At 73.1% G+C, this 21876-nt stretch carries 11 protein-coding genes and 4 pseudogenes; 11 read left to right on the top strand and 4 right to left on the bottom strand.

The window, feature by feature from the left end:
• Window positions 1-627 precede the first annotated feature (627 nt).
• Both glgC and FHS37_RS40870 read left to right on the top strand, forming a co-directional pair.
• The gene (gene glgC / locus FHS37_RS29445; RefSeq protein WP_184826758.1) at window positions 628-1848 is read left to right on the top strand and encodes a glucose-1-phosphate adenylyltransferase; all 1221 of its coding nucleotides are present in this window, start codon (window positions 628-630) and stop codon (window positions 1846-1848) included.
• Between the two features lie 14 nt (window positions 1849-1862).
• Entirely contained in the window at window positions 1863-2693 is an 831-nt protein-coding gene (locus FHS37_RS40870; RefSeq protein ID WP_308439502.1) for a DUF6086 family protein, read from the top strand.
• 50 nt (window positions 2694-2743) lie between these two features.
• Here the strand turns inward: FHS37_RS40870 and FHS37_RS41335 are convergent.
• Window positions 2744-3355, bottom strand: a pseudogene (locus tag FHS37_RS41335) (transposase family protein); the annotation flags it as partial.
• 383 nt (window positions 3356-3738) lie between these two features.
• Here FHS37_RS41335 and FHS37_RS29435 point away from each other — a divergent pair.
• The 5 genes and pseudogenes from FHS37_RS29435 to FHS37_RS29415 all read left to right on the top strand — a co-directional run bounded on the left by FHS37_RS29435 (window position 3739) and on the right by FHS37_RS29415 (window position 10196).
• Window positions 3739-4335, top strand: a complete 597-nt coding sequence (locus FHS37_RS29435) for a hypothetical protein (RefSeq protein WP_184826754.1) — start codon at window positions 3739-3741, stop codon at window positions 4333-4335.
• 25 nt (window positions 4336-4360) lie between these two features.
• Window positions 4361-4696: pseudogene (locus FHS37_RS29430) on the top strand (transposase); the annotation flags it as partial.
• 533 nt (window positions 4697-5229) lie between these two features.
• Window positions 5230-6897 carry a multicopper oxidase family protein gene (locus FHS37_RS29425; protein WP_184826752.1) on the top strand — a complete coding sequence of 556 codons (1668 nt, stop codon included), beginning with the start codon at window positions 5230-5232 and terminating at the stop codon, window positions 6895-6897.
• A 60-nt stretch (window positions 6898-6957) separates the two neighbouring features.
• A pseudogene (locus FHS37_RS29420) lies at window positions 6958-7743 on the top strand (universal stress protein); the annotation flags it as partial.
• A 233-nt stretch (window positions 7744-7976) separates the two neighbouring features.
• Window positions 7977-10196, top strand: a complete 2220-nt coding sequence (locus tag FHS37_RS29415) for an MMPL family transporter (protein WP_184826750.1) — start codon at window positions 7977-7979, stop codon at window positions 10194-10196.
• Between the two features lie 268 nt (window positions 10197-10464).
• Here FHS37_RS29415 and FHS37_RS29410 read toward each other — a convergent pair whose 3' ends face one another.
• From FHS37_RS29410 to FHS37_RS40610, 3 genes are all read right to left on the bottom strand, one after another.
• Complete coding sequence (locus tag FHS37_RS29410; RefSeq protein ID WP_184826748.1) at window positions 10465-13290, bottom strand: SpoIIE family protein phosphatase; 2826 nt, start codon at window positions 13288-13290, stop codon at window positions 10465-10467.
• A 194-nt stretch (window positions 13291-13484) separates the two neighbouring features.
• A complete protein-coding gene (locus FHS37_RS29405; RefSeq protein WP_184826746.1) occupies window positions 13485-15227 on the bottom strand; it encodes a VanW family protein in 1743 nt (580 codons plus the stop codon).
• Between the two features lie 688 nt (window positions 15228-15915).
• On the bottom strand, window positions 15916-17130 hold the full coding sequence (locus tag FHS37_RS40610) for a bifunctional class I SAM-dependent methyltransferase/NUDIX hydrolase (RefSeq protein ID WP_184826744.1): 1215 nt from the start codon (window positions 17128-17130) through the stop codon (window positions 15916-15918).
• A gap of 361 nt (window positions 17131-17491) precedes the next feature.
• Here FHS37_RS40610 and FHS37_RS29395 point away from each other — a divergent pair, with 361 nt between their 5' ends.
• The 4 genes and pseudogenes from FHS37_RS29395 to FHS37_RS29380 all read left to right on the top strand — a co-directional run.
• Window positions 17492-18673, top strand: coding sequence for an ROK family transcriptional regulator (locus FHS37_RS29395; RefSeq protein ID WP_184826742.1), 1182 nt, complete (start codon window positions 17492-17494; stop codon window positions 18671-18673).
• A 322-nt stretch (window positions 18674-18995) separates the two neighbouring features.
• Entirely contained in the window at window positions 18996-20519 is a 1524-nt protein-coding gene (locus FHS37_RS29390; RefSeq protein WP_184826740.1) for a sugar ABC transporter ATP-binding protein, read from the top strand.
• Window positions 20516-21550 carry an ABC transporter permease gene (locus FHS37_RS29385; protein ID WP_184826738.1) on the top strand — a complete coding sequence of 345 codons (1035 nt, stop codon included), beginning with the start codon at window positions 20516-20518 and terminating at the stop codon, window positions 21548-21550. Before FHS37_RS29390 ends, FHS37_RS29385 begins: the two co-directional genes overlap by 4 nt.
• 102 nt (window positions 21551-21652) lie before the next feature.
• A pseudogene (locus FHS37_RS29380) lies at window positions 21653-21876 on the top strand (sugar ABC transporter substrate-binding protein); the annotation flags it as partial.

The raw sequence follows: 21876 nt of genomic DNA, 5'->3' as shown, positions 1-21876 counted from the left end.
CCGCTCCCCAGGCCGTGCTGTCCGGGCCGGCGGCAGGGCCGGACCGGTGTCCCACCCGCCGCGATCGTCACCGCGGCACGCGAGCGGGGACTCCGGACCAAGCCGGTGGCGGACTTCGGCTCCACGCCCGGCGCCGGAGTGAAGGCCACGCTCGACGGGCGCCTGGCCGAGGCCGGCACCCCGGCCCGGCCGCCGCGCGGGGCGACGATGCGGCCCCGGCCCGCGCGGCGGCCCTGGCCGGGGAACTGGGGGAGGGAGGCCGGACCGTCGTCCTCGTCACCCTCGACGGTGCACCGGTCGGTGTCCTGGGCATCGCCGACCGGCTGCGTCCGGCCGCGGCCGCCGCAGCGGCGGTGAAGGGGCCCGAAGGTGTCAGGCGGCGCGTCCGACGGCCGGCCCGGTGGGCGCGTGTCGCAGCACATGCCGAATACCGCTGGGCAGCGGAAAATCGAACAAGAGGCAGACCGGGAACGGAGCCGGCGGACATCCGGCCGACAGGCCGGGGTCACAAGTCGTCGGACAGGCTGCGGGCCGGGCTGACCGCTCCGCCCCGGGCGGCCACGGCCCGGGGCGGAGCGGGACACGAAAACGGCCGCATGCAGCCGTGGAGGCGGGAAAGGGGCAGCGATGCGAGGCGGACCTCGGGTGCTGGGAATCGTGCTCGCGGGCGGCGAGGGCAAGCGGCTGATGCCCCTCACGGCGGACCGCGCCAAACCGGCGGTCGTCTTCGGCGGTTCCTATCGCCTGGTCGACTTCGTCCTGTCCAACCTGGTCAACGGCGACATCCTCCGGATCTGTGTCCTCACCCAGTACAAGTCGCACTCGCTCGACCGGCACATCACCACCACCTGGCGGATGTCCAGCCTGCTGGGCAACTACGTCACCCCCGTCCCGGCACAGCAGCGCCTCGGCCCACGGTGGTACCAGGGCAGCGCGGACGCCATCATGCAGTCGCTCAACCTGATCCACGACGAGCGTCCCGACCACGTCGTGGTGTTCGGCGCCGACCACGTCTACCGCATGGATCCGCGCCAGATGCTCGCCCAGCACATCGACAGCGGCGCGGGGGTCACGGTCGCCGGCATACGGGTGCCTCGGGCCGAGTCCTCCGCCTTCGGCATCATCACGCCCGGCTCCGACGGCGTCTCCGTCGAGCGCTTCCTGGAGAAGCCCGCCGACCCCCCGGGCCTGGCCGGTGATCCCGACCACGTCTTCGCGTCCATGGGCAACTACATCTTCACCGCCCGGGCCCTGGTGGAGGCACTGTTCGAGGACACGGAGAACGAGGACTCCGCACACGACATGGGGGGCTCGATCCTGCCCATGCTCACCGCGCAGGGCGAGGCGCAGCTGTACGACTTCGGGGAGAACCGCGTGCCCGGCGCGACCCCGCGCGACCACGGCTACTGGCGCGACGTCGGCACCCTCGACGCGTACTACGACGCCCACATGGACCTGATCGCCGAGCGGCCCGCCTTCAACCTCTACAACCGTAGCTGGCCCATCTACACCAGCCCCGGCAGCCAGCTGTCGCCCGCCCGGTTCAATGCGAGCGGCATCGCGAGCGAGGCGATCATCAGTCCCGGATGCCTGATCCGCGGACAGGTCTCCCGCTCGGTGCTCTCACCGGGGGTGATCGTGGAGGAGGGGGCCGTGGTCCAGGGCTGCGTACTCCACGACAACGTCCGGGTCGGGCGCGGGGCGGTCGTCAGGAACGCCATCCTGGACAAGAACGTCGACGTGCCGCCCGAGGGGACGGTCGGCGTCGACCTGGAGCGCGACAAGAAGTTCTACTCCATCTCCGAGAACGGCGTCCTGGCCCTCGGCAAGGGGCAGCGCGTCCCCTGACGTCACCCGGACCGGTGCGCGTGCCGCGGCAGCCGCACGGGAGGCGTCGGCCGTGTGCGTCGGGGCGTCCGCCCCGGTGGCCGTCGGCCGCCGGCCTCGCCGACGGGCCCCCGCCGACCGCTCCTGCGGTCCGCTGCTGGTCGGCGCGGCCGGTGGACGCCACCCGCCGCGTACGGGCCCGGCCCACGGCGTCCGAAACGCCGCGGCGCGGCCTGCCACGCCCGGGCTCGCCCGCGCCCGCCCCGGCCCGCATCGCCGACGCGTGGTGGTGGCACGGACCCGGCCACCACCACCTCGGACACGCCCCCAGGTCCGGGGCCCCCCGAGGAGAGACGGTCGCCGCCACCATCCGCACCGCCTTCGTGTGGACCACCGGCGAGCAGGTGCGCACCCGGCTGAACGTGGTCACCGACAGGTTCGGACGACGGTTGCCGCAGCCCAGGCGGTGCCGCTGGACGCGGCGACGGTGGAACCCGTCCAGCGGGGCGTCGCGGCTGTTCACGAGCCAGGTCGCCGTCTGTCAAGCCGAACCGGGGCTGCCGTCCGGCATCGGCCCCATGGAAGCCGATGGGTGTCAGATCGACCCCATCGCATCGGCGGCGTTCGCCGACGCCCTGCTCGCCTGGCACAGCAGGACCAGGCACGCCGTCGTGGCCACCCTGTGCGAGGGGTTCGTTGCCACGGTGCCGGCCTTGGCTGAGACAGCGAACATCGAGGCGAGCCGGCAGGCGGCCAGGCACGCCGGGAGCCACCGCCTCGAGGCGGCTTCGGATCCCCGTGCAGAGGAGTGGACGGCCGCACCGCGGCAGAAGTCACGGGAGCTCGTCCGACACATGGCGCCCTGAGCCTCGTCCGCCGGCGCCTCTGGCGACTCGGGAACGGAGCCCTCCGTGTGGAGCAGGACACGCTTGCGGAGGCGATCGAAGCCGGCTCGGCCGAGCATCCGGCGTTTGGGCATCTCGATTCGGTTGACGCGTCCTCCAACAACACCGGAACTCCAGGACAGGGTGAGGCCGGTGACGACGGCGTCGAGCCACCGCGGGAGCCGTTCGCCCTGGCGCTCGGCGACCAGCCGCAGCACGGTGCTGCGGCTGACGGGCACTCCGAAGACCCGGGCCGTCCGTGCACCGGCCCGCCCTGCGAGCGCGAGGCCGACCGCGGCCGGCGCCCGGCGCAGACGCTTGCTCCGCCGACCGTGCGGTCGGATCAGCCCCGGCACCTGCTCGACGAACGTCAGCCGTCCGCACGAAGCGTCCGGGCAGAGGAACCGGCGGACGTGCAGACAGACGACCACCCGCCGCCCCGCGGCAGGCACATCGGCTGGGGACCGCGGGCAGGAGCCGTGCACCCGGTTCGACCAGCTCCCGCAGCCCGGACACTCCGGGCCGATCGTCGTCACGCGGGCCTCGATGCGCACCGCCTCGTCGCTCACGTCCGCCGACAGCACCGCCACGTCCGCGATCGACGGGAACAGCAGTTCCTTCAGCCGCAGCGCCGTCTCCTCCATGACGCCGAACTGTCAGCCGCACCAAGGTCACCAGTGGTTGTTCCCGGGCGACGTCCCGGCGGCTCGTCCTCACGGAGAGCGAGCCGGAACCGCAGTGGTGACGTCGCCTGCCGATGGGTCTGGAAGGCACCCCGCTCCACAGGCGCGCGGTGCCGACGAGTTCGGGAGGCGCCGGGTCCCCTGCCGGGGCGGCGGTGGATGCTCCTGGTGAAACATGCCGGTCATGCGGCAGACGGGCACTGCGGTCATCCGCCGGTCGCACCACTTCGTCAGCCGTCGGACGGAGCCGGGTCAGCTCTCGGAGCGATGCCCGGGGCTCCCGGGACCGGCATCTTCGTCATTGAACGGACCGGACAGCAGTTCACCGAAGCCGAGGACCGCCCATGCAGCAGCTCCTGCACGCCGAAGAACCCGCCACCTCCCACCCCGGACGGTTACGCGTCGCGTGGCGGGCGGCCCACGAGCCCGTTGCCGGGGTGTCACGACGGATGCGGCTGGTGGCCTACGCCGTTCCGTTGACCGTCCTTCCTTCCAGCGTCTGGAGGCTTCCGGCCGCGTTCGGCGACGGCCTCGGACTCGGCGAACGGGCGTACGTCGTCCTCCTGTCGGTTCTGTCCGAAGCCTTCGCGTTCACCGCGATCGGTCTGATCGCCCGCTGGGGTGAGGTGTTCCCGCGCTGGATCCCGTTCCTCCGTGGCCGCCGGGTCCCGCGAAGGGCAGCCGTGCTCCCGGCCGCCATCGGGGCCGCGGGCCTCACCCTCCTGTTCACCCTTCTGTTCGTCGTCTCCGAGATCAGGGGCACCACCATCCGGGGCGGCGACCTGCCGGCCGACTACCCTAGCCAGGCCGGCGGCTGGGAAGCCGCCTGGTTCTCCTTCTGCTACGCGCCGCTGACCCTGTGGGGGCCGCTGCTGGGCGTGCTGACCGTCGCGTACTGGAAACGCCGCTCCGCGGCCGGGAGGACACCCGTGGCGGCGTGAGGTCGCCGTCGGCTTCCGAACGTCCGGCACGCGGTTCCCCGAGGTGGAGGAGATGCTGCTGGAGGCGAAGGACGACCTGACCGCCTCCGCCGCCTTCCCGGGGCGGCACCGGAAGAAGATCCAGTCCACCGACCCGCTGGAGCGGATCAACCGCGAGGCCAGGCGCCGCACCGACGTCGTCCAGGTCTTCCCCGGCGGCGACGCGCTCCTGCGGCTGGTCACCGCCGTGCTCTTCGAGCTGCACGACGAATGGATCGCCTTCCCCCGCCGCCACGCGGCACAGGCCACCCGTGAGACGACCCTGGTCCCAGCCGGACGGAGGGGGCGCGGGTACGGCGGGACCGGGAGCCGGAGGACCTGATCGAGGTCAGGACGCCGCTCGAAGACGACACGAAGCGGGTGCGGAACGATTCCGGGGCGACCCGGACCGGTGCGCGCGGCGTCCGCGGTGGGGCGGGCGAGAACGGTGCGGGGCCCGCACCGTGCCACCCCGTGCCGGTGGCCGCTGTGCCGGGCGTCGACGCCCGGCACCGAACACGTCGCATCGTGTCGATACGACTCATATACCCGGATTATATGCCTGGTGGGGGTAGGGTTCCCCACATGACGACCGACCCGAGGGCCAGGCACGGGCGTGGCTTGCACGAACGGCACGTGCCGTTCGGGGCCCTGCCGCTCGGGATATCCGCACGGCCGCTCTGAGCGGCGGACCGGACACCGACGGGAACGCCCGCCGCCGTCCGTACGGCCGGTTCCGCCACCCGCCGGATCGTGCTCACCACCTCGTCGGTACCTCGCCAGGAGGAGCGCCTCCGGCTGTCCCGTCCTGCCCGGGCGGCGGTGGCAGATCCACGCCTTCACCTGCCTTCACCCACCAGCGAGGTGCACCCAGTCATGCGCACGGACCACACCAGTCAGACCTCTCCCACGCGTCGCGCCGTGCTCGGCGCCGGGATCGCGGCCGCGGGCTCCGGGCTGCTCGCCGCCTGCTCCAGCGGCGGCGAGCACACCCGCGGCAACCCCGGCGCGCCCGCGGCGGACGCCCCCGGCAGATCCGCCGCGCCGAGCGGCAGGGGGGTCGACGAAACGCATTCGGCCCCTGCCGAACTGCTCCGCAAGCACACCTTCAGAGCCACCCCGTCGCCGGTCGAGCTGGGCGCCGGACGCACCTTCAAATCCTGGACGTACGAGGGACTGTTGCCGGGACGGGAGGTGCGGGCCACCGCGGGCGACACCCTGGCGCTGACGCTCGCCAACAATCTGCCGGAGGCGACGACCGTGCACTGGCACGGCATCGCGCTGCGCAACGAGATGGACGGCGTGCCCGGCGTGACGCAGTCGCCGGTCAGACCCGGCGAAACCTTCGACTACCGCTTCACCGTGGCGCACCCCGGCACCTACTGGTTCCACCCCCACATGGGGGTGCAGATCGACCGCGGTTTGTACGCGCCGCTGATCGTCGACGACCCGAGGGAACCGCTCAGGTACGACCACGAGTGGATCGTCATGCTGGACGACTGGGTCGACGGCGTGGGCGGATCCACCCCCGACGACGTCCTCCACCAACTCCGCCGGGGCAAACCCACGATGGGCCACGGCGAGGGACCGGAGGGGCCGGTGGGGGCCGGCGGCGGGGCGTTGGCGGACGCCGCGTCCGGGGGGAGGAACGACGGGAAGGGGCCCGGGAGGGCACCCTCGCCGTCGCCGTACCGGAGGACGGGGCCGAACCGATTGGTGTCGGGCGCCACCAGCAGGCTGCTCGGCGGCCACGCGGGAGACGTCGCCTACCCCTATTACCTGATCAACGGGCGCACGGCGGACGACCCCACGCAGTTCAGGGCCAAGCCCGGCGACCGGATCAGGCTGCGCATCATCAACGCCGGCGGGGAGTCGGCCTTCCGGGTGGCGCTCGGCGGGCACCGGATGACCATCACCCACAGCGACGGCTTCCCCGTGCAGCCCTACGAGACCGACGCGCTGGTCATCGGCATGGCCGAGCGGTACGACGTGCTGATCACCGCGAAATCCGGGGTCTTCCCGCTCGTCGCGCTCGCCGAGGGCAAGCGGGGCCGGGCCATGGCCGTCCTGCGCACGGGCGCCGGAGCGGTTCCCAAGCCGTCCGCGCACCCCGTGGAGCTGGACCGCAGGGTGCTGGTGTCCGCCCACCGGCTCCGGCCGGACGAGTCGGTCGCGCTGCCCCGCCGCGGGTACGACCGCCTGCTCAAGATCAAGCTGACCGGCAGCATGAAGGAGTACGACTGGGGGATCGACCACAAGCCCTACGACCCGGACACGCTCCACTGGGTCGAACGGGGCGAGCGGGTGCGGCTGGTCGTCATGAACGCCACCCACATGTGGCACCCCGTGCATCTGCACGGCCACACGTACTCCCTCGCCGGCGCCGACTCGAACGGCGCCCGCAAGGACACGTCGATCGTGCTGCCGTACGACACACTGGTGGCGGACTTCGACGCGGACAACCCCGGACTGTGGATGCTGCACTGCCACAACATCTACCACTCGGAGTCCGGGATGATGACGACCCTCGCGTACCACAAGTGATCCGGCCCGTTCCGGAACGCCGCCCCGCTCCCGCCCCGCTCCCGCTCCGCGGTCGAGGCCGGTGATCGGCACACCGCCGCACAGGTGCGGGCCCGCCTCGCCCACCGCCATCCGCACCTGCGGATCACCGCGGAACAGGTCGGCGGCCACACCGTGCCGGGGCTGCTGAGGGCGGCGGGGGAGGCCGAGCCGCTGGTGCTGGGGTCGCGGGGGCTGGGCCGTGCGGCCGGGTTCCTGTTCGCCTCCGTCGCGTCGGCCGTCGTCGCCAGGGCCGTGCGGCCGGTGGTCCTCGCGGGCGGACCGCACGAACCTCCGACCGCGCCACCGGAGGACGGAAGCAACCGGTGCCGCGACGTCGTGCTCGGCCTCGGCCCGCACGGCCCGCACGACGCCCTCCTCGACTTCGCCCCGGACGCCGCGTCCCGGCGCGCCGCCGCCCTCCGTGTCGTGCACGACGGGAGCACCCCACCGGAGCACCTGTCCGACGGCCTGCGGCCCTGGCGCGAGAGGTACCCCGACGTGGAGGTGACCGACGAGCGCGTGATCGGCCGGCCGGGCACCCACCCCGTCCGCGGACCCGGCGTGCGTCCAGGGCTCCGCGGCCAGGGGATCTGCCGGTGCCGAGGCCCGGGACTCGTCCAGCAGGTCCGGCGCGGCGAGCTCACGCCGGTGCGAGGCGTCGACGACGGCGGCGGGGCCCGCCGCCCACGTCCGCCGTGCCGGCGCCAGGTCCGCGGTCCGCTGCTGGGACGGCGGTTCCGACGGGCCTGGACGGATCCGGGGCCGTGCCCTCGCCGGACGGTTCGCCGCGGTCCCTGCGGCGGCGCGGCACCGGTGGCGGAGTGACCGCCGCGGCGGCCCGCCGGAGAGGATGCGGCGTACACCCATCGTCGTGGGCTCCACCCGGGGGAGAGGGGCAGAGGGAGCGCAGTACACCCGATGCAGTACGCCGGTCCAGCCCCAGGGAGGGATCAAATGCAGGAGATCCCGGGTGAGCATGAACGAGTACCCCGGTCAGAACTCCTGCCTCCCCATGTGCCGGGTCTCGTCCTGCCCGAAATACAACGGATTGGTCCCAGGTGGCTACGTTTCTTTATCGACTCGGCCGACGCGCGTTCCGGCGCCGCGGCCTCGTCGCCCTGTTGTGGGTGGCCATACTCGTGGGCGCCGGCGTCGCCGCGTCCACCGCGCCCGCCCCGCCCGAAGACTCCTTCTCCATGCCCGGCACCGAGTCCCAGAAGGCGTTCGACCTGCTCGATGAGCGTTTCCCGGCGGCCAGTGCCGAAGGCGCCACGGCGCGCGTCGTGATCCGCGCCCCCGAGGGCGGGAAGATCTCCGACCCGGCCGGCAAGGCCACGGTCGAGGAACTGGTCACCGCCCTCGGAAACGGCCCGCAGGTCGCCTCGGTCGCCGACCCGTTCGAGGCGGACGCCGTGAGCCGGGACGGCACGACCGCGTACGCCTCGGTGACGTACGAGGTCAACTCCATGGAGCTGACCGACCAGGCCCGCGAGGCGCTCACCGCGGCCACCGACGACGCGCGCAGCGACGGCTTCACCGTCGAGACCGGCGGCGACGCGGTCATGGCCGAACAGGAGATGGGCGGCACCGCCGAGCTGATCGGCATCGGTGTCGCCGCCGTCGTGCTCCTGCTGACCTTCGGCTCCCTCGTCGCGGCCGGCATGCCGCTGCTCTCGGCGATCATCGGTGTCGGCATCGGCATCTCCGGTATCGGAGCGCTCGGCAGCACGCTGGAACTGTCCGCCACGACCTCCACGCTCGCCATGATGATCGGCCTCGCGGTCGCCATCGACTACGCCCTGTTCATCGTCTCGCGCTACCGCGCCGAGATCTCCGAGGGCCGCACCCCCGAGGAGGCCGCGGGACGCGCGGTCGGCACCGCCGGCTCCGCGGTCGTCTTCGCCGGACTCACCGTCATCGTGGCCCTGGCGGGGCTCGCGGTGGTCAACATCCCGATCCTCACCAAGATGGGCCTGGCCGCCGCCGCCACGGTCGGCATCGCCGTGCTGATCGCGCTCACCATGACCCCGGCCCTGCTCGGCTTCGCCGGCAAGAAGGCGCTCAGCCGCAAGGACCGCAGGGCGGCCGCCGGACAGCGGACGGTGCCCGCAAAGCCGAAGCTCGGCACCCGCTGGGCTCGCTTCGTCCTGCGCCGTCCGGTGACCGTGCTGCTCACCGCGGTGATCGGCCTCGGCGCGGTCGCCGTGCCGGCCACCAGCCTGGAACTGGGCCTGCCGGACGAGGGCAGCTCGGCGCCCGACACCACCCAGCGCAAGGCCTACGACATGCTGTCCGAGTCCTTCGGCGCCGGGTTCAACGGCCCGCTGATGGTCACCGTCGACACGCGGGGCGCGGACGACCCCAAGGCCACCGCCGAGACCGTCGGCAAGGAGATCACCGGCCTGGGCGAGGCCGCGGCCGTCACCCCGGCGAACTTCAACGAGCAGGGCGACACCGCCGTCCTCACCGTGGTGCCCAGGACCGGGCCGAGCGACGCGGCCACCGAGGAGCTGGTCAAGGACATCCGCTCGCTGTCCGGCGGCATCAAGGCCGAAACCGGCGCGACCGTGCTGGTCACGGGCATGACCGCGATGACGATCGACTTCTCGCAGACCCTGGACGACGCGCTGGTCCCGTACCTGGCCCTGGTCGTCGGCCTCGCCTTCCTGCTCCTGATGCTCGTCTTCCGCTCGGTCCTCGTCCCGCTGAAGGCGGCCCTGGGCTTCCTGCTCTCGGTGGCGGCGGCGCTCGGCGCGGTGGTCGCGGTGTTCCAGTGGGGCTGGCTCGCGGACGTGTTCGGCGTGGACCAGCCGGGTCCCATCATGTCGATGATGCCCATCTTCATGATCGGCGTGGTCTTCGGCCTGGCGATGGACTACGAGGTCTTCCTCGTGACCCGCATGCGTGAGGCCTACGTCCACGGGTCGTCCGCCGCCGAGTCCGTCATCACGGGCTTCACCCACGGCGGCCGGGTCGTCGCGGCGGCCGCGATCATCATGATCAGCGTCTTCTCCGGCTTCATCATGGAGAACGACGACATGATCAAGATGATGGGCTTCGGCCTCGCGATCGCGGTCCTCTTCGACGCCTTCGTCGTCCGCATGGCCCTCGTGCCCGCGGTGCTCGCCCTGCTCGGCACCAAGGCGTGGTGGCTGCCCAAGTGGCTGGACCGCCTCCTGCCGAACGTCGACGTCGAGGGCGAGAAGCTCCACGAGGAACTCGGCGACACCACCACGTCCGCGGAGCCCACGCGCGAGTCGGAGGCGGCCGGAGTCTGACCCCCACGTGCATGGCCCCGGCCCCGGTGACCTGGACCTCGAGGCCACCGGGGCCTTCGCGCGCCGGGACTTCCGACGGCAGCGGGCGGGGACGGCCGGCCCTCGACGACCGACGCCGACGGTTCGCCGACCGGCAGGGGCCCGGAACAGCGCCGACCTGTTGCCGACTCCGCCGGCACGTCGCCAGGCGCGGCGGGGGCACCCTTCCCGCAGTCCGCCGCGCGCGACGGCCCTTCCACCGGTGGGCCCCGTGTCGTCGGCCGGCGGGTCAGCCGGAGTCGTCGAACATGGCCAGCAGCGCCTGTTCGTCCATCTCCGACGCAGGCTGCTCCGGCTGCGGAACCTGCTCGGCCCACACCGTCTTGCCCTGGGGCATGTAACGGGCACCCCAGCTCTTGGTGAACTGCGCCACCAGGAACAGCCCGCGACCGCCCTCCTCGGTCGTGGCCGCCCGCCGGATGCGCGGAGAGGTGTTGCTGCGGTCGGAGACCTCGCAGATCAGCGAGTCGTCGCGCAGCAACCGCAGGCACACCGGTCCCCGGCCGCCGTACCGCACGGCGTTGGTGACCAGCTCGCTGACCACCAGCCCGGTGTTGAAGTCCAGCTCCGACATGTTCCAGGCGGCGAGCTGAGCGCGGGTCAGCTCCCTGGCCCGCGCCACGACCGAGGAGTCGGACGGGAACTCCCAGGACACCACCCGGTCCTCGGACAGCGCGTGCACACGGGCCAGCAGGAGGGCCACGTCGTCGTACGGGCCGCCGGACAGGAGGGTGTCCGTGACCCGGTCGCAGATGTCCTCCAGCGCCGGACCGGCGTGGTCCAGCGAGGCCAGCAGCCGCCCGGTGCGCGCGTCGGTGCTCCCGTAGCCGCGGTTCTCCTTGAGCAGGCCGTCGGTGTACATCGCCAGCAGGCTGCCCGCGGGCAGGTCGACGGTGGCGGACTCGTACGGCTGGATCCCGCCGAGCCCGAGCGGCGGACCGGCCGGCAGGTCGATCAGCCGCGCCTCCCCGCCCGGCGTCAGCAGAGCGGGCGGCGGGTGCCCGGCCCGTGCGGCCGTGCAGCGGCAGGACACCGGGTCGTACACCGCGTACAGGCAGGTCGCCCCGGTCGCGGGGTCCTGTTCGCCGAAGGATTCGTCGGGGGTGCGGCTGACCAGGTCGTCCAGATGGGCCAGGACCTCCTCGGGCAGCAGGTCCAGCCCGGCGAGCGTCCGCACCGCCGTGCGCAGCCGGCCCATGGTCGCCGCCGCCTGCAGACCGTATCCGGGCACGTCCCCGACGACCAGCGCCACGCGCATCCCGGACAGCGGGATCGCGTCGAACCAGTCCCCGCCCACGCCGGCCCTGGCGTCCGCGGGCAGGTACCGGGCGGCGAGGTCGACGGTGCTCAGCCGGGGCAGGGCGTGCGGCAGCAGGCTGCGTTGCAGGGTGAGGGAGGCGTGGTGCTCCCGGCGGTAGCGGCGGGCGTTGTCCACGCTGATCGCGGCACGGGCCGCCAGCTCGCCCGCCAGTGTCAGGTCGTCCTGCTCGTACGGCCTCGTCCTTCCACGGCGGTAGAACCCCGCCAGGCCCAGGACGGAACCCCGCGCGGACAGCGGAGCGCCCAGGTAGGAGTGCACGCCCTCACCGAGCAGGCCGACGGGGTGCACCCGGTCGCCCTGCTCGGTGAGGGCGGCGGTCAGCACCGAGTCCGTGACCGGCTGCCCGGTCCCCAGGCACCGGGCCTGGGGTGTGCCGGCGGGGTAGCCGGCCGGATGGTCCACGCCGCCGATCGGGGTGTCGCGGGAGCCCTCACCGGCCCAGGCCGCCACCCGGCGCAGTGCCACGTCGGGGGGCAGCCGTCCGGGCGGCGGCTCCTCGCCCGCCAGGACGCCCTCCACCAGGTCGACGACGACCAGGTCGGCGAAGCGCGGCACGGCGATCTCCGCCAGTTCCTCGGCGGTACGCCGCATGTCCAGGGTGGTGCCGAGCCGGGTGCCCGCTTCGTTCAGCAGGGACAGCCGCCCGCGCGCCTCGGCGGCGAGCCGGCCGACGCCCGGCTCGCCCACCAGCAGCAGCCACGCGTCGGTCGGCCCGGCGGCGTGCGGTTCCGGCGTCGTGTCGGGCGTGCTCGCCGCCTCCGCCGCGGCGGTGGAACGGTCCAGGAGCGGCACGTGACGACCGTCGGGGGCGGTCGCGGTCGCCGGGCCCGGTGCACCCGTGCCGCGGGCGTTCTCGAAGCTGACCTCGACCGCCGCACCCTCCGCGTCGCCGTGGCGCAGTTCCCGGCGGCGCAGCACGGCCACGCGACCGCCCGCGAGGGGGACCTCGGTGAACGTCTCACCGGTCGAGGAGATCAGCTCGACGGCGCGCTCCAGCAGTATCAGCCGCTCCTGCGAGGCCAGCCGGGGCGCCGGCCCGCCGAGCCGGGACAGATCTCCCGAGCCGAGGTCCAGCTCGGCGTGCCCGCCGCGCTCCCTGGCCCGCTGGAAGGAACGCATCAGGTCGAGCTCACGGGCCGTGCCCAGCTCCAGCAGGCGTTCCCCGATGCGTTCGGTGGCGTCCTGCAGGGCCAGCGCCATGCCGGGTTCGGCCAGCATCCGGGGCACGGAGAGGTTCACCGCGCCCCGCACGGCGCCGCCCACCGGGTCGCGCACCGGCGCGGCCATGCAGGTCAGCTCCTTGAGGTCGTGCAGGAAGTGCTCGTGGCCGACGACCACGAACGGCGCCCTGGTGCTCAGCACCATGCTGACGCTGCTGGTCCCCATGAACCGCTCGTCGACGTTGGCGCCGGGCACCAGGGAGGCGGCGTCCATCAGCTTCAGCCCCGTCGGGTCGCCCCGCCGGTCCAGGATGTTCGCCCGTGAGTCGGCCAGCGCCACGGTCACCGGCACGCCCGAGAACCGATGGCACAGGCGGTCCAGCACCGGCGCGGCGGCCCTGATCAGCCGGGAGTCGGGATCCAGGTCGCTGTCGATCGGCAGGGCCGCCCTCTCGCGGTCGATGCCGAGCGACTGCGAGCGCTGCCAGGAGGCGAGGATCTCCGGGCGTACGCCGGCGTCCGGCGGCGTACGGTCGCCGTGACCGGTGCCCGGAGGAGTTGGATGCGACTCCATAAAGTTAGGGTAATCGGACGAATAGGGCATCTGCTTGATGTGGGTGCCCTTTCGCGCGTGTTCCTCCGGGGTGACCGGTCGGACTCCTCGGACCCCGCCGCCCCGCCTCGTTGCGGACGGCGTCGCCGTCGAGACGGGGCGGCGGGGTCCGGGTGACGGGGGCGACGGCACGCCGGACGGACCGACGGGGGGCCTCAGGGCCGGCGCTCGCCCGGTGCCTCTTCGCAGACGATCTCGTCACGCGGGGTGTAGTGGGTGCGGAACGGTTCCCGCTTCACCTCCCGGCCGCCGTCGTGGAAGACCCGTTCCACGGTGACGTCGAAGCCCTCGAGCGGGGTCTGCGGCACGCACTGCTCGTCGGTGCTCACCTTCGTCTCCGGCTGCTGCACATGGGTGCGCGGCCCCTTGACCGACGTGATCTCGTCGTACTTCTTCGTGCCGAGGAAGCTGACGGTCAGCGAGGTGTCGGTGGACTCGGCCTGGATGTAGACGGCCTTGCCGGAGTCGTTGGTGAACCTCAGGTCGAGGCTGCCCCAGGCGACCGTGGCCTCACGGCCCTCGGGGTAGCGCTCGATGTAGAAGGAGTGGGCGCCGTGCTCGACGGGCTTGACCCCGGCGAAGAACATCGCGTTGAAGACGGTCGTGGCCACGGCGGAGACACCGCCGCCGGGCGCCTTGGTGTACTGGTCGTCGAAGATCATGATGCCGTCGACGAAGCCGTTGGCCTCGGTGCGCTCGCCGACGGTCCGGTTGAAGCTCCAGGTCTCGTTCGGCATGACGACGGAGCCGTTGATGAGTTCCACGGCCCGGCCGACGTTCGTCGTGCGGTAGGCGGCCGGTTCGAACTCGACGGTGAAGGAGGACATCTTCTCGGTCAGCCCCAGGCGCGCCGCGTTCTCGCGGGTCACCTCCGGCTGGATCCGCCGCGTCTCCACCTCGCCGGTGCGGGCGGTGCCCGACTCGGTGAGCAGGGGCAGGACGGCCTTGCCCAGGGCCTTGTCGGTGACCTCCACGCCGGGCCTGGCGTCGGCGGTCACCACGACCTCGTCGCCCTCGAGCCCCAGCCGGGCGTTCCGGGGCGTGGCGGGGAGGCCGTTCAGGGCGCCGGCCACCGCGGGCGTGGCGCGCAGGCCCTTGCCGTCGAGGTCCGGGGCGAGCCTGCCGGCGCCGTCCGGCCGCATCGTCAGGTGCTCGCCCAGCACGGCCGGGGTGATCGTGAACCGCTTGCCGCCCGCGGTGAGCGCGACCGGCGCCGACATCGCCGGCTGCGCGAACTCGCGCACCGCCCGCCGTACCTCTTCCGCGGTGACCTTCGGCCTGGTCTCGTGTGCGGGCAGCACCGTGACCGAGTCCGCCGCGCCGCGCAGGAAGGGGGCGCGCAGGGCGCCGATCGCGGCGTCCGCGTCCAGCGCGTACCCGGTGCGCGGGGCGGTCTGCTCGACCCGGCCGCCGGCGAAGGAGACGGCGCCGTCGCGGACCCGCTGGTCGAGCGTCTCCGACAGCTTCCCGAGGGTGGCGCGGGCCTTGTCCTCGTCGACCCGCACGACCGGCTCGATGTCACCGCCCGAGCGGAACAGCCCGCCGATCACGCCGACCGGATCGGCGCCGGTGGACGCCGCCCGGTCGAGGGTTTCCCGGACGTCGAAGGCGAACCCCGCCTGCCGCGGGTCGACCGTGCCCCTGCGGTCGCCGACCTTCACCGCCAGCTTCCGCGGGCCGGCCGCCACCAGGTGCTGCTCCAGCTTCCGGGCGGCCTCCTCGCGGGTCAGGCCCCCGATGTCCACGCCGCGCACCGTCGTACCCGCCTCGATCTCACCGCCGGTGAGCAGCAGCCCGGCGAGGTACAGACCGCCGATGCCCACGGTCAGTGCGCCGCCCGCCAGGGCCACGGGCGGGAGGGAGGCTGTGCGGGGGACGAAGGGTATTCGAGGGCGCATGGGTCTCCTGAACGATCGCTGTGACGTGCCCCCGATGTCACGGCGCTGTGCGGGAGCAGTCGGTCAAGCTACGCGAAACCGGACGCCAAAGGGTATATCCCAGGTCACGTCGGACGTTCTGGATCAGCGGCCTGACCGACGGGCGGAGCGGCACCCGGCGTGCCCGGCGGTCGTGCCGCTCGTTCCTCCTGCCGGGCCTCGATCCCGGTGACGAGGGCCTCGACGCGGGTCCTGGTCCCGTCGCGGACGGGACGGACGGCTTCGGCGCCCCGGAACCGGCCGGACCGGCGGCTGCTGCGGCTCGTGACCGGCCTCGGCACGGGTGTCCTCCGTCCGGTCCGGACCACCGGGTCCGCTCCCGGTGCCGTGAGCCCGCTCGTCGTGGCCGCGGCGGCGAACCCGCCCGCGCTGACCGCGGTCACCCTCGCCGGCGGACTCGCCCCCACCGTCCCCGCACCCCTGACCGCCCTCCTCACCCCCGTCACCGCCGGCGCCGCGGACGGCCCGGGACGAGTGGCGCATCGGGGCCGTCGCGGGGAGGGGACCGGTGGGCAGGCCCCGAGCCCGGGGAAGGCGCCGGGCGCCTCACGCTGCGCGGAGGCGGTCTCGTCGGCGTGGTCGACGGTCGACGCCGGAGGAGCTGCACTCCGCCGTGGAGGCCCTGCTCGCCGAACCGTGACCCGCGCCGTCACGCCTCGCTCCGGCCGCGGAGACGGTGGACCCCCTCCGCGGACGTGCGGTGGGCGTAGGGGGTGAAGTGCGCGGGGGCGTGGTCGACGGGCAGGTCGGGGCGCCAGGCGGTGAGGATCTGGGCACTGCACACGAACAGGCCGTCCGGCAGCCGGTCCAGGGGGTACCAGGCCCAGTCGCCGACGCTCTCGTGCGGCTGTGTGGCCGGCTGCCCCTGCCAGGCGGTGACGAGGGCGCCGACGGTGATCCGCACGACGTCTCCGACGTGGTCGACGAGCGTGCCCAGCAGGGTGACGTCCTCGGGCCGGACGGTCAGGCCGGTCTCCTCGGCGAGTTCGCGGACCACGGTCTCCTCCAGGGACTCCCCGGCTTCGACGGTTCCGCCGGGCAGTTCGAGGGTGCCGTGACGGTGGCGGCCGAGGAGCACGCCCCGGTCGCCGAGGACGACGGCGCCGACGCCGACGGCCGCGTGCGGTGCGGGCGGCCGTGTGGTGCGGGGCCGGCTGGTGACGCGTGCGCGACGGTCCGGGAGGCGCCGGGCGCGGATGAGCTGCTGCACGACGGGGACGCTCTCGTCGGGGTGGTGCAGGAGGTCGACGGCCTCGACGCGGAAGCCGTGCTCGATGAGCAGGTCCTCCCACAGCCGGGGCGCCAGGACCCACATCCGGACGGGCAGCGGCGGATCGTCCCGGAGCCTGATCGTCTGCTCGCGTGGCGCGACCGTCGTGGACGGGCCGTGGCCGTGCAGGTCGGTGTGGAGGAGCGAGAGGACCAGCGGTGCGCCGGGGCGCAGGCCGGCGCGCAGTGCGGGCAGGACGCGGTGCGGGTCGATGAAGGCGAGGCTGTTGACGGCGTACGCGGCGTCGAAGGGGGCGGTGGTGCTCAGGTGGTCGACGACGTCGCCCGGCACGAACCGGACGCGGGGAACGTCCGCGTGGGCGCTGACGGCACGCTGGTGCTGGGTGGGTGACAGCTCGACCGCGGTCACGAGCGCGCCGTGGGCGCGGGCCAGGTGCACGGCGTGGTGGCCGGCCCCGGACCCGATGTCCAGAACGCGTTTGCCGGCGATGTCGCCGAGGATCTCGGCCCCGGGGCCGACGCCGGCCCACGGGGTCCAGTTCAGCTGCTCCGGGACGGGCGGCACGTACCGCCGGTCCAGTTGGCGCCGGCCGTAGACGGTCCAGGCGTCGGCGTTGAGGTCCTCGACGGTCACGGGAAACTCCTGGGGAGGGACGGCGGGGCGGCTGGGTGATCGCTGTGCGCCACGGGCCGGTCACGAGGTGGTGCGGGCCCCGGCCGCGGCGCGCACACCCGATTCTCCTCGGCCGCCCCGCGGCGCGCGGTCTCCAGCGGGTGTTCGTCGGCGATCCGAAGGAAGGCGGCGTGCCCGTCCGGGGTTCCCGTCCAGACTTTGTCCTGCGTGTGGAAAAAGTCGCACCGAGTCGTGCGCAACTTCTTCCCAGTCCGGTGAATCGTTGCTACGTTCCTCATCGAAAGCCTGACGACTCAGCCGACGGAGACAGGCGCCGGGTCCCCAGCCGTGGGCGAGGGGAGGGGAGGGGTTCGTGAGACGGATGACTGCTCGACCTGAGAACGCGCACCAGGCGCGGCTGCTTCGTTTACTGCGTGACAGCGGGCCCAACTCCCGTGCCCAGCTGGGTGATCTGGTGGACCTGTCCCGCTCGAAGCTGGCCGTGGAGGTGGACCGGCTGCTGGAGACGGGGCTGGTGGTCGCGGACGGGCTCGCCCCCTCACGGGGCGGCCGGCGCTCGCACAACATCCGGCTCGCACCTGCGCTGCGTTTCCTCGGTGTCGACATCGGTGCCACGTCGATCGACGTCGCCGTGACGAACGCGGAGTTGGAGGTCCTGGGACACCTGAATCATCCGATGGACGTCCGGGAGGGTCCGGTGGCGGTCTTCGAGCAGGTGCTGTCGATGGCCGCCAAGCTGAAGGCCTCCGGTGTCGCGGAGGGCTTCGACGGCGCCGGCATCGGCGTCCCCGGCCCGGTCCGCTTCCCGGAAGGCGTGCCGGTCGCGCCGCCGATCATGCCCGGCTGGGACGGCTTCCCGGTGCGGGAGGCGCTCAGCCAGGAACTGGGCTGCCCGGTCATGGTCGACAACGACGTGAACCTGATGGCGGTGGGGGAGCAGCACGCGGGCGTGGCACGTTCCGCGGGCGACTTCCTGTGCGTCAAGATCGGGACCGGCATCGGCTGCGGCATCGTCGTCGGCGGTGAGGTCTACCGCGGTACGACGGGCAGCGCCGGCGACATCGGCCACATCCAGGTGGAACCGGCGGGCCGCGCGTGTGCGTGCGGCAACCGGGGCTGTCTGGAAGCGCATTTCAGTGGTGCCGCCCTGGCCCGTGACGCGGAGGAGGCCGCACGTACGGGCCGGTCGGGGGAGCTTGCCGTTCGGCTGGAGACGGCCGGGCGCCTGACGGCCGCGGACGTGTCGGCCGCCGCGGCAGCGGGCGACACGGTGGCTCTGGAACTGATCCGGGAGGGCGGCAGGCGCCTGGGCCAGGTCATCGCCGGACTCGTCAGTTTCTTCAATCCGGGGCTGGTGGTGATCGGCGGTGGCGTGACCGGGCTCGGGCACACCCTGCTGGCCAGTGTCCGGACCCAGGTGTACCGGCAGTCGTTGCCGCTGGCCACGGGCAACCTGCCGATCGTGCTGGGTGAGTTGGGACCGGCCGCCGGAGCCATCGGCGCGGCCCGGCTCATCAGCGACCACGTGTTCTCACCGGCCTGACCGATGCCGGGCCCCGCCGGCCACGGACCACCACGAGCGCGCCACCGCACCCCCGTGGCGCCACCGCGACGCCCGGAGCACCGCCGTGCCACCGCACGGCGCCTCGACGGCCGGCTCCGACCACCGCACCGGTCGCGGGCCGTCGGACCCGCCTTGCTCCGCCCCGCCCTGTCCTGCCGCGTCCTCTCCTGCCCTGACATGCCCTGATCAGCCCGTACGCCCCGGCGCACACGACGCCAGGGGCCCCCGGAGCTGCCCACGTACCCGAACCGCCCTGTCCGGCCTGCCCGCTCACGGCCCGCACCCGCCGAGGGGATTCCTCATGGCACCAGAACCACCGCTGCTCAGCATGACCGGCATCACCAAGTCGTTCCCGGGCGTCCGCGCCCTGGACGGTGTGGACCTCGAGGTCCAGGCCGGCGAAGTCCACTGCCTGCTCGGCCAGAACGGCGCCGGCAAGTCCACGTTGATCAAGGTGCTCGCCGGGGCTCATCAGCCCGACGGCGGTGAGATCACCTGGCGGGGCGAGCCCGTGACCCTGGGGTCGCCGGTCGCCGCCATGCGTCTGGGCATCGCCACCATCTACCAGGAACTCGACCTGATCGAGGGGCTGTCCGTCGCGGAGAACGTCTTCCTCGGACACGAACCCACGTCCGCCGGGTTCGTCGTGCGCGGCTCCACCGCCCGTACGGCGACCGCTCAGTTGCTGAAGCGGCTCGGGCACCCGGAGATCGACCCGGCCCGCCCGGTCGGGGAGTTGTCGGCGGCGCAGCAGCAGATCGTGTCGATGGCCCGGGCGCTGTCCCACGAGGTCCGGCTGATCGTGATGGACGAGCCGTCCGCCGCGCTCGACCCGGACGAGGTCGACAACCTCTTCCGCATCGTCGCGGACCTCACCGCGGAGGGGGTGGCCGTCGTCTACATCTCGCACCGGCTCGAGGAGATCCGGCGCATCGGCGACCGGGTGACGGTGCTGAAGGACGGCCGGGCCGTGGCCGGCGGGCTGCCCGCGGAGTCGACACCGACCCGCGAGGTCGTGGCCCTGATGACGGGACGCAACGTCGAGTACGTCTTCCCCGAGCGGCCCCGGGCGGGGTTCGCCACGGGACGGGAACCGGTGCTGAAGGTCGAAGGACTGACCCGGCGGGGCGAGTTCGCGCCCGTCGATCTGGAGCTGCGGCCCGGTGAGATCGTCGGTCTGGCCGGGCTCGTCGGGTCCGGACGCAGCGAGATCCTGGAGACGGTCTACGGGGCGCGCAGGGCCGACGGCGGTCGTGTCCTCGTCGAGGGCACCCCGCTGCCCCCCGGCAGCGTCCGCGCGGCCGTCCGCGCCGGCATCGGCCTCGCCCCCGAGGAACGCAAGGCGCAGGGCCTGCTGATGCTGGAGTCCGTCAGCAGCAACGTCTCGATCTCCACCCTGTCCCGGTTCGCCCGCGCGGGCTGGCTCGACCGGCGCGCCGAGCGCGCCGCGGCGCACCAGGCGGTTCGGGAGCTGTCCCTGCGGCCGGACAACCCCGACGCCGCGATCAGGACGCTGTCCGGCGGCAACCAGCAGAAGGCGGTGCTCGCCCGCTGGCTGTTGCGCGGCTGCAAGGTGCTGCTGCTGGACGAGCCGACCCGGGGCGTCGACATCGGAGCCCGGGCGGAGCTCTACGCCGTGATCCGCCGGCTGGCCGACGAGGGCCTGGCCGTACTTCTCGTGTCCAGTGAGGTGCCCGAAGTCCTGGGGCTCGCCGACCGGGTGCTGGTGCTCCGTGAAGGCAGCGTCGTGCACACGGCGGACGCCCGGGAGCTCGACGAGCACCGTGTACTCGATCTTGTGATGGAAGGGAACCCGACGCCATGACGCAGCCGGCCACCACGGCGCAGAAGGAAGCGCCGACGTCCGCCGCCGAGTCCGCGGCGGACAAGGAGAGTTCGCGCCGACCGCTCGGTCTGCGATGGGACGTGCGCAGTCTGTCGCTGCTCGGTGTCCTCGCCGTGCTCGTCGCGGTCGGCGGGATCACCGCACCGGACGAGTTCCTGGCGACGAGCAACCTGCAGCTCGTCCTCACGCAGGCGTCCGTGATCGGTGTCGTCACCGTCGGCATGACCTTCGTCATCGTCTCCGGCGGCATCGACCTGTCGGTCGGCGCGATCGTGGCGCTCGCCTCGGTGTGGGCGACCACGGTCGCCACGCAGGAGTTCGGCTTCGGCGGCATCCTGTTCACCGCCGTCGCCGTCGGAGTGGGCTGCGGCCTGGTCAACGGCGTGCTCATCGCCTACGGCAGGATGGTGCCGTTCATCGCGACGCTGGCCATGCTGGCCTCCGCCCGGGGACTGGCGCTGCAGATCACGGACGGCCGGACCCAGATCGTGACCGTCGACAGCGTCCTCGACCTCGGCGTCCGGGACGCCTACGTCCTCGGCATCCCGCCCCTGGTCCTGGTCTTCGCCGCGGTCACCGTCATCGGCTGGCTGGTGCTCAACCGGACCACCTTCGGCCGTCGCACCGTCGCCGTGGGCGGCAACGCCGAAGCGGCGCGGCTCGCCGGCATCGACGTCCGCCGCCAGCGCCTGTACCTGTACCTGCTGTCCGGGCTGTGCTGCGGCATCGCCGCGTTCATGCTGATCGTGCTCGCCGGCTCGGGCCAGAACACCAACGGCAACCTCTACGAGCTGGACGCCATCGCCGCGGCGATCATCGGCGGCACCCTGCTCAGCGGCGGCCGCGGCACCATCGTCGGCTCCGTCCTCGGCGTGCTGGTCTTCACCACGATCACCAACATCTTCGCCCTGAACAACCTGGAGACCGCTGTCCAGCAGATCGCCAAGGGCGCGATCATCGTCGCCGCGGTCCTGGTCCAGCGCCGTTCACTGCGCGGCGGCGACGCCTGACGCCGTGCGGCACACCGCCGGACGGCGGGTCCTGACCCCGCCGTCCGGCGCCCCTCCCTCCTCCGTCCCCCGCACACCACCCAGTCGAAGGGTCGATCCGCCATGGCAAGAATCCCGGCCACCAGCCGCAGAGCACTGCTGTTCGGTTCCGCAGCCGTTTCCGCCGGCGCGCTGCTCACGGCGTGCACCAGCAACGAGCCCAGCGGCAAGCAGCAGGACACGAGCAACGCCCCGGTCGCCGACGACAAGCCGGGCAAGCCGGTCACCATCGGCTTCGCCGGGCCGCAGGCCGACCACGGCTGGCTCAACGCGATCAACGAGAACGC

It is taken from the genome of Streptomyces griseomycini (genome assembly GCF_014203535.1).
Classification (GTDB): Bacteria; Actinomycetota; Actinomycetes; order Streptomycetales; family Streptomycetaceae; genus Streptomyces; species Streptomyces griseomycini.
This window is presented reverse-complemented; position numbering and strand designations above follow the sequence as displayed.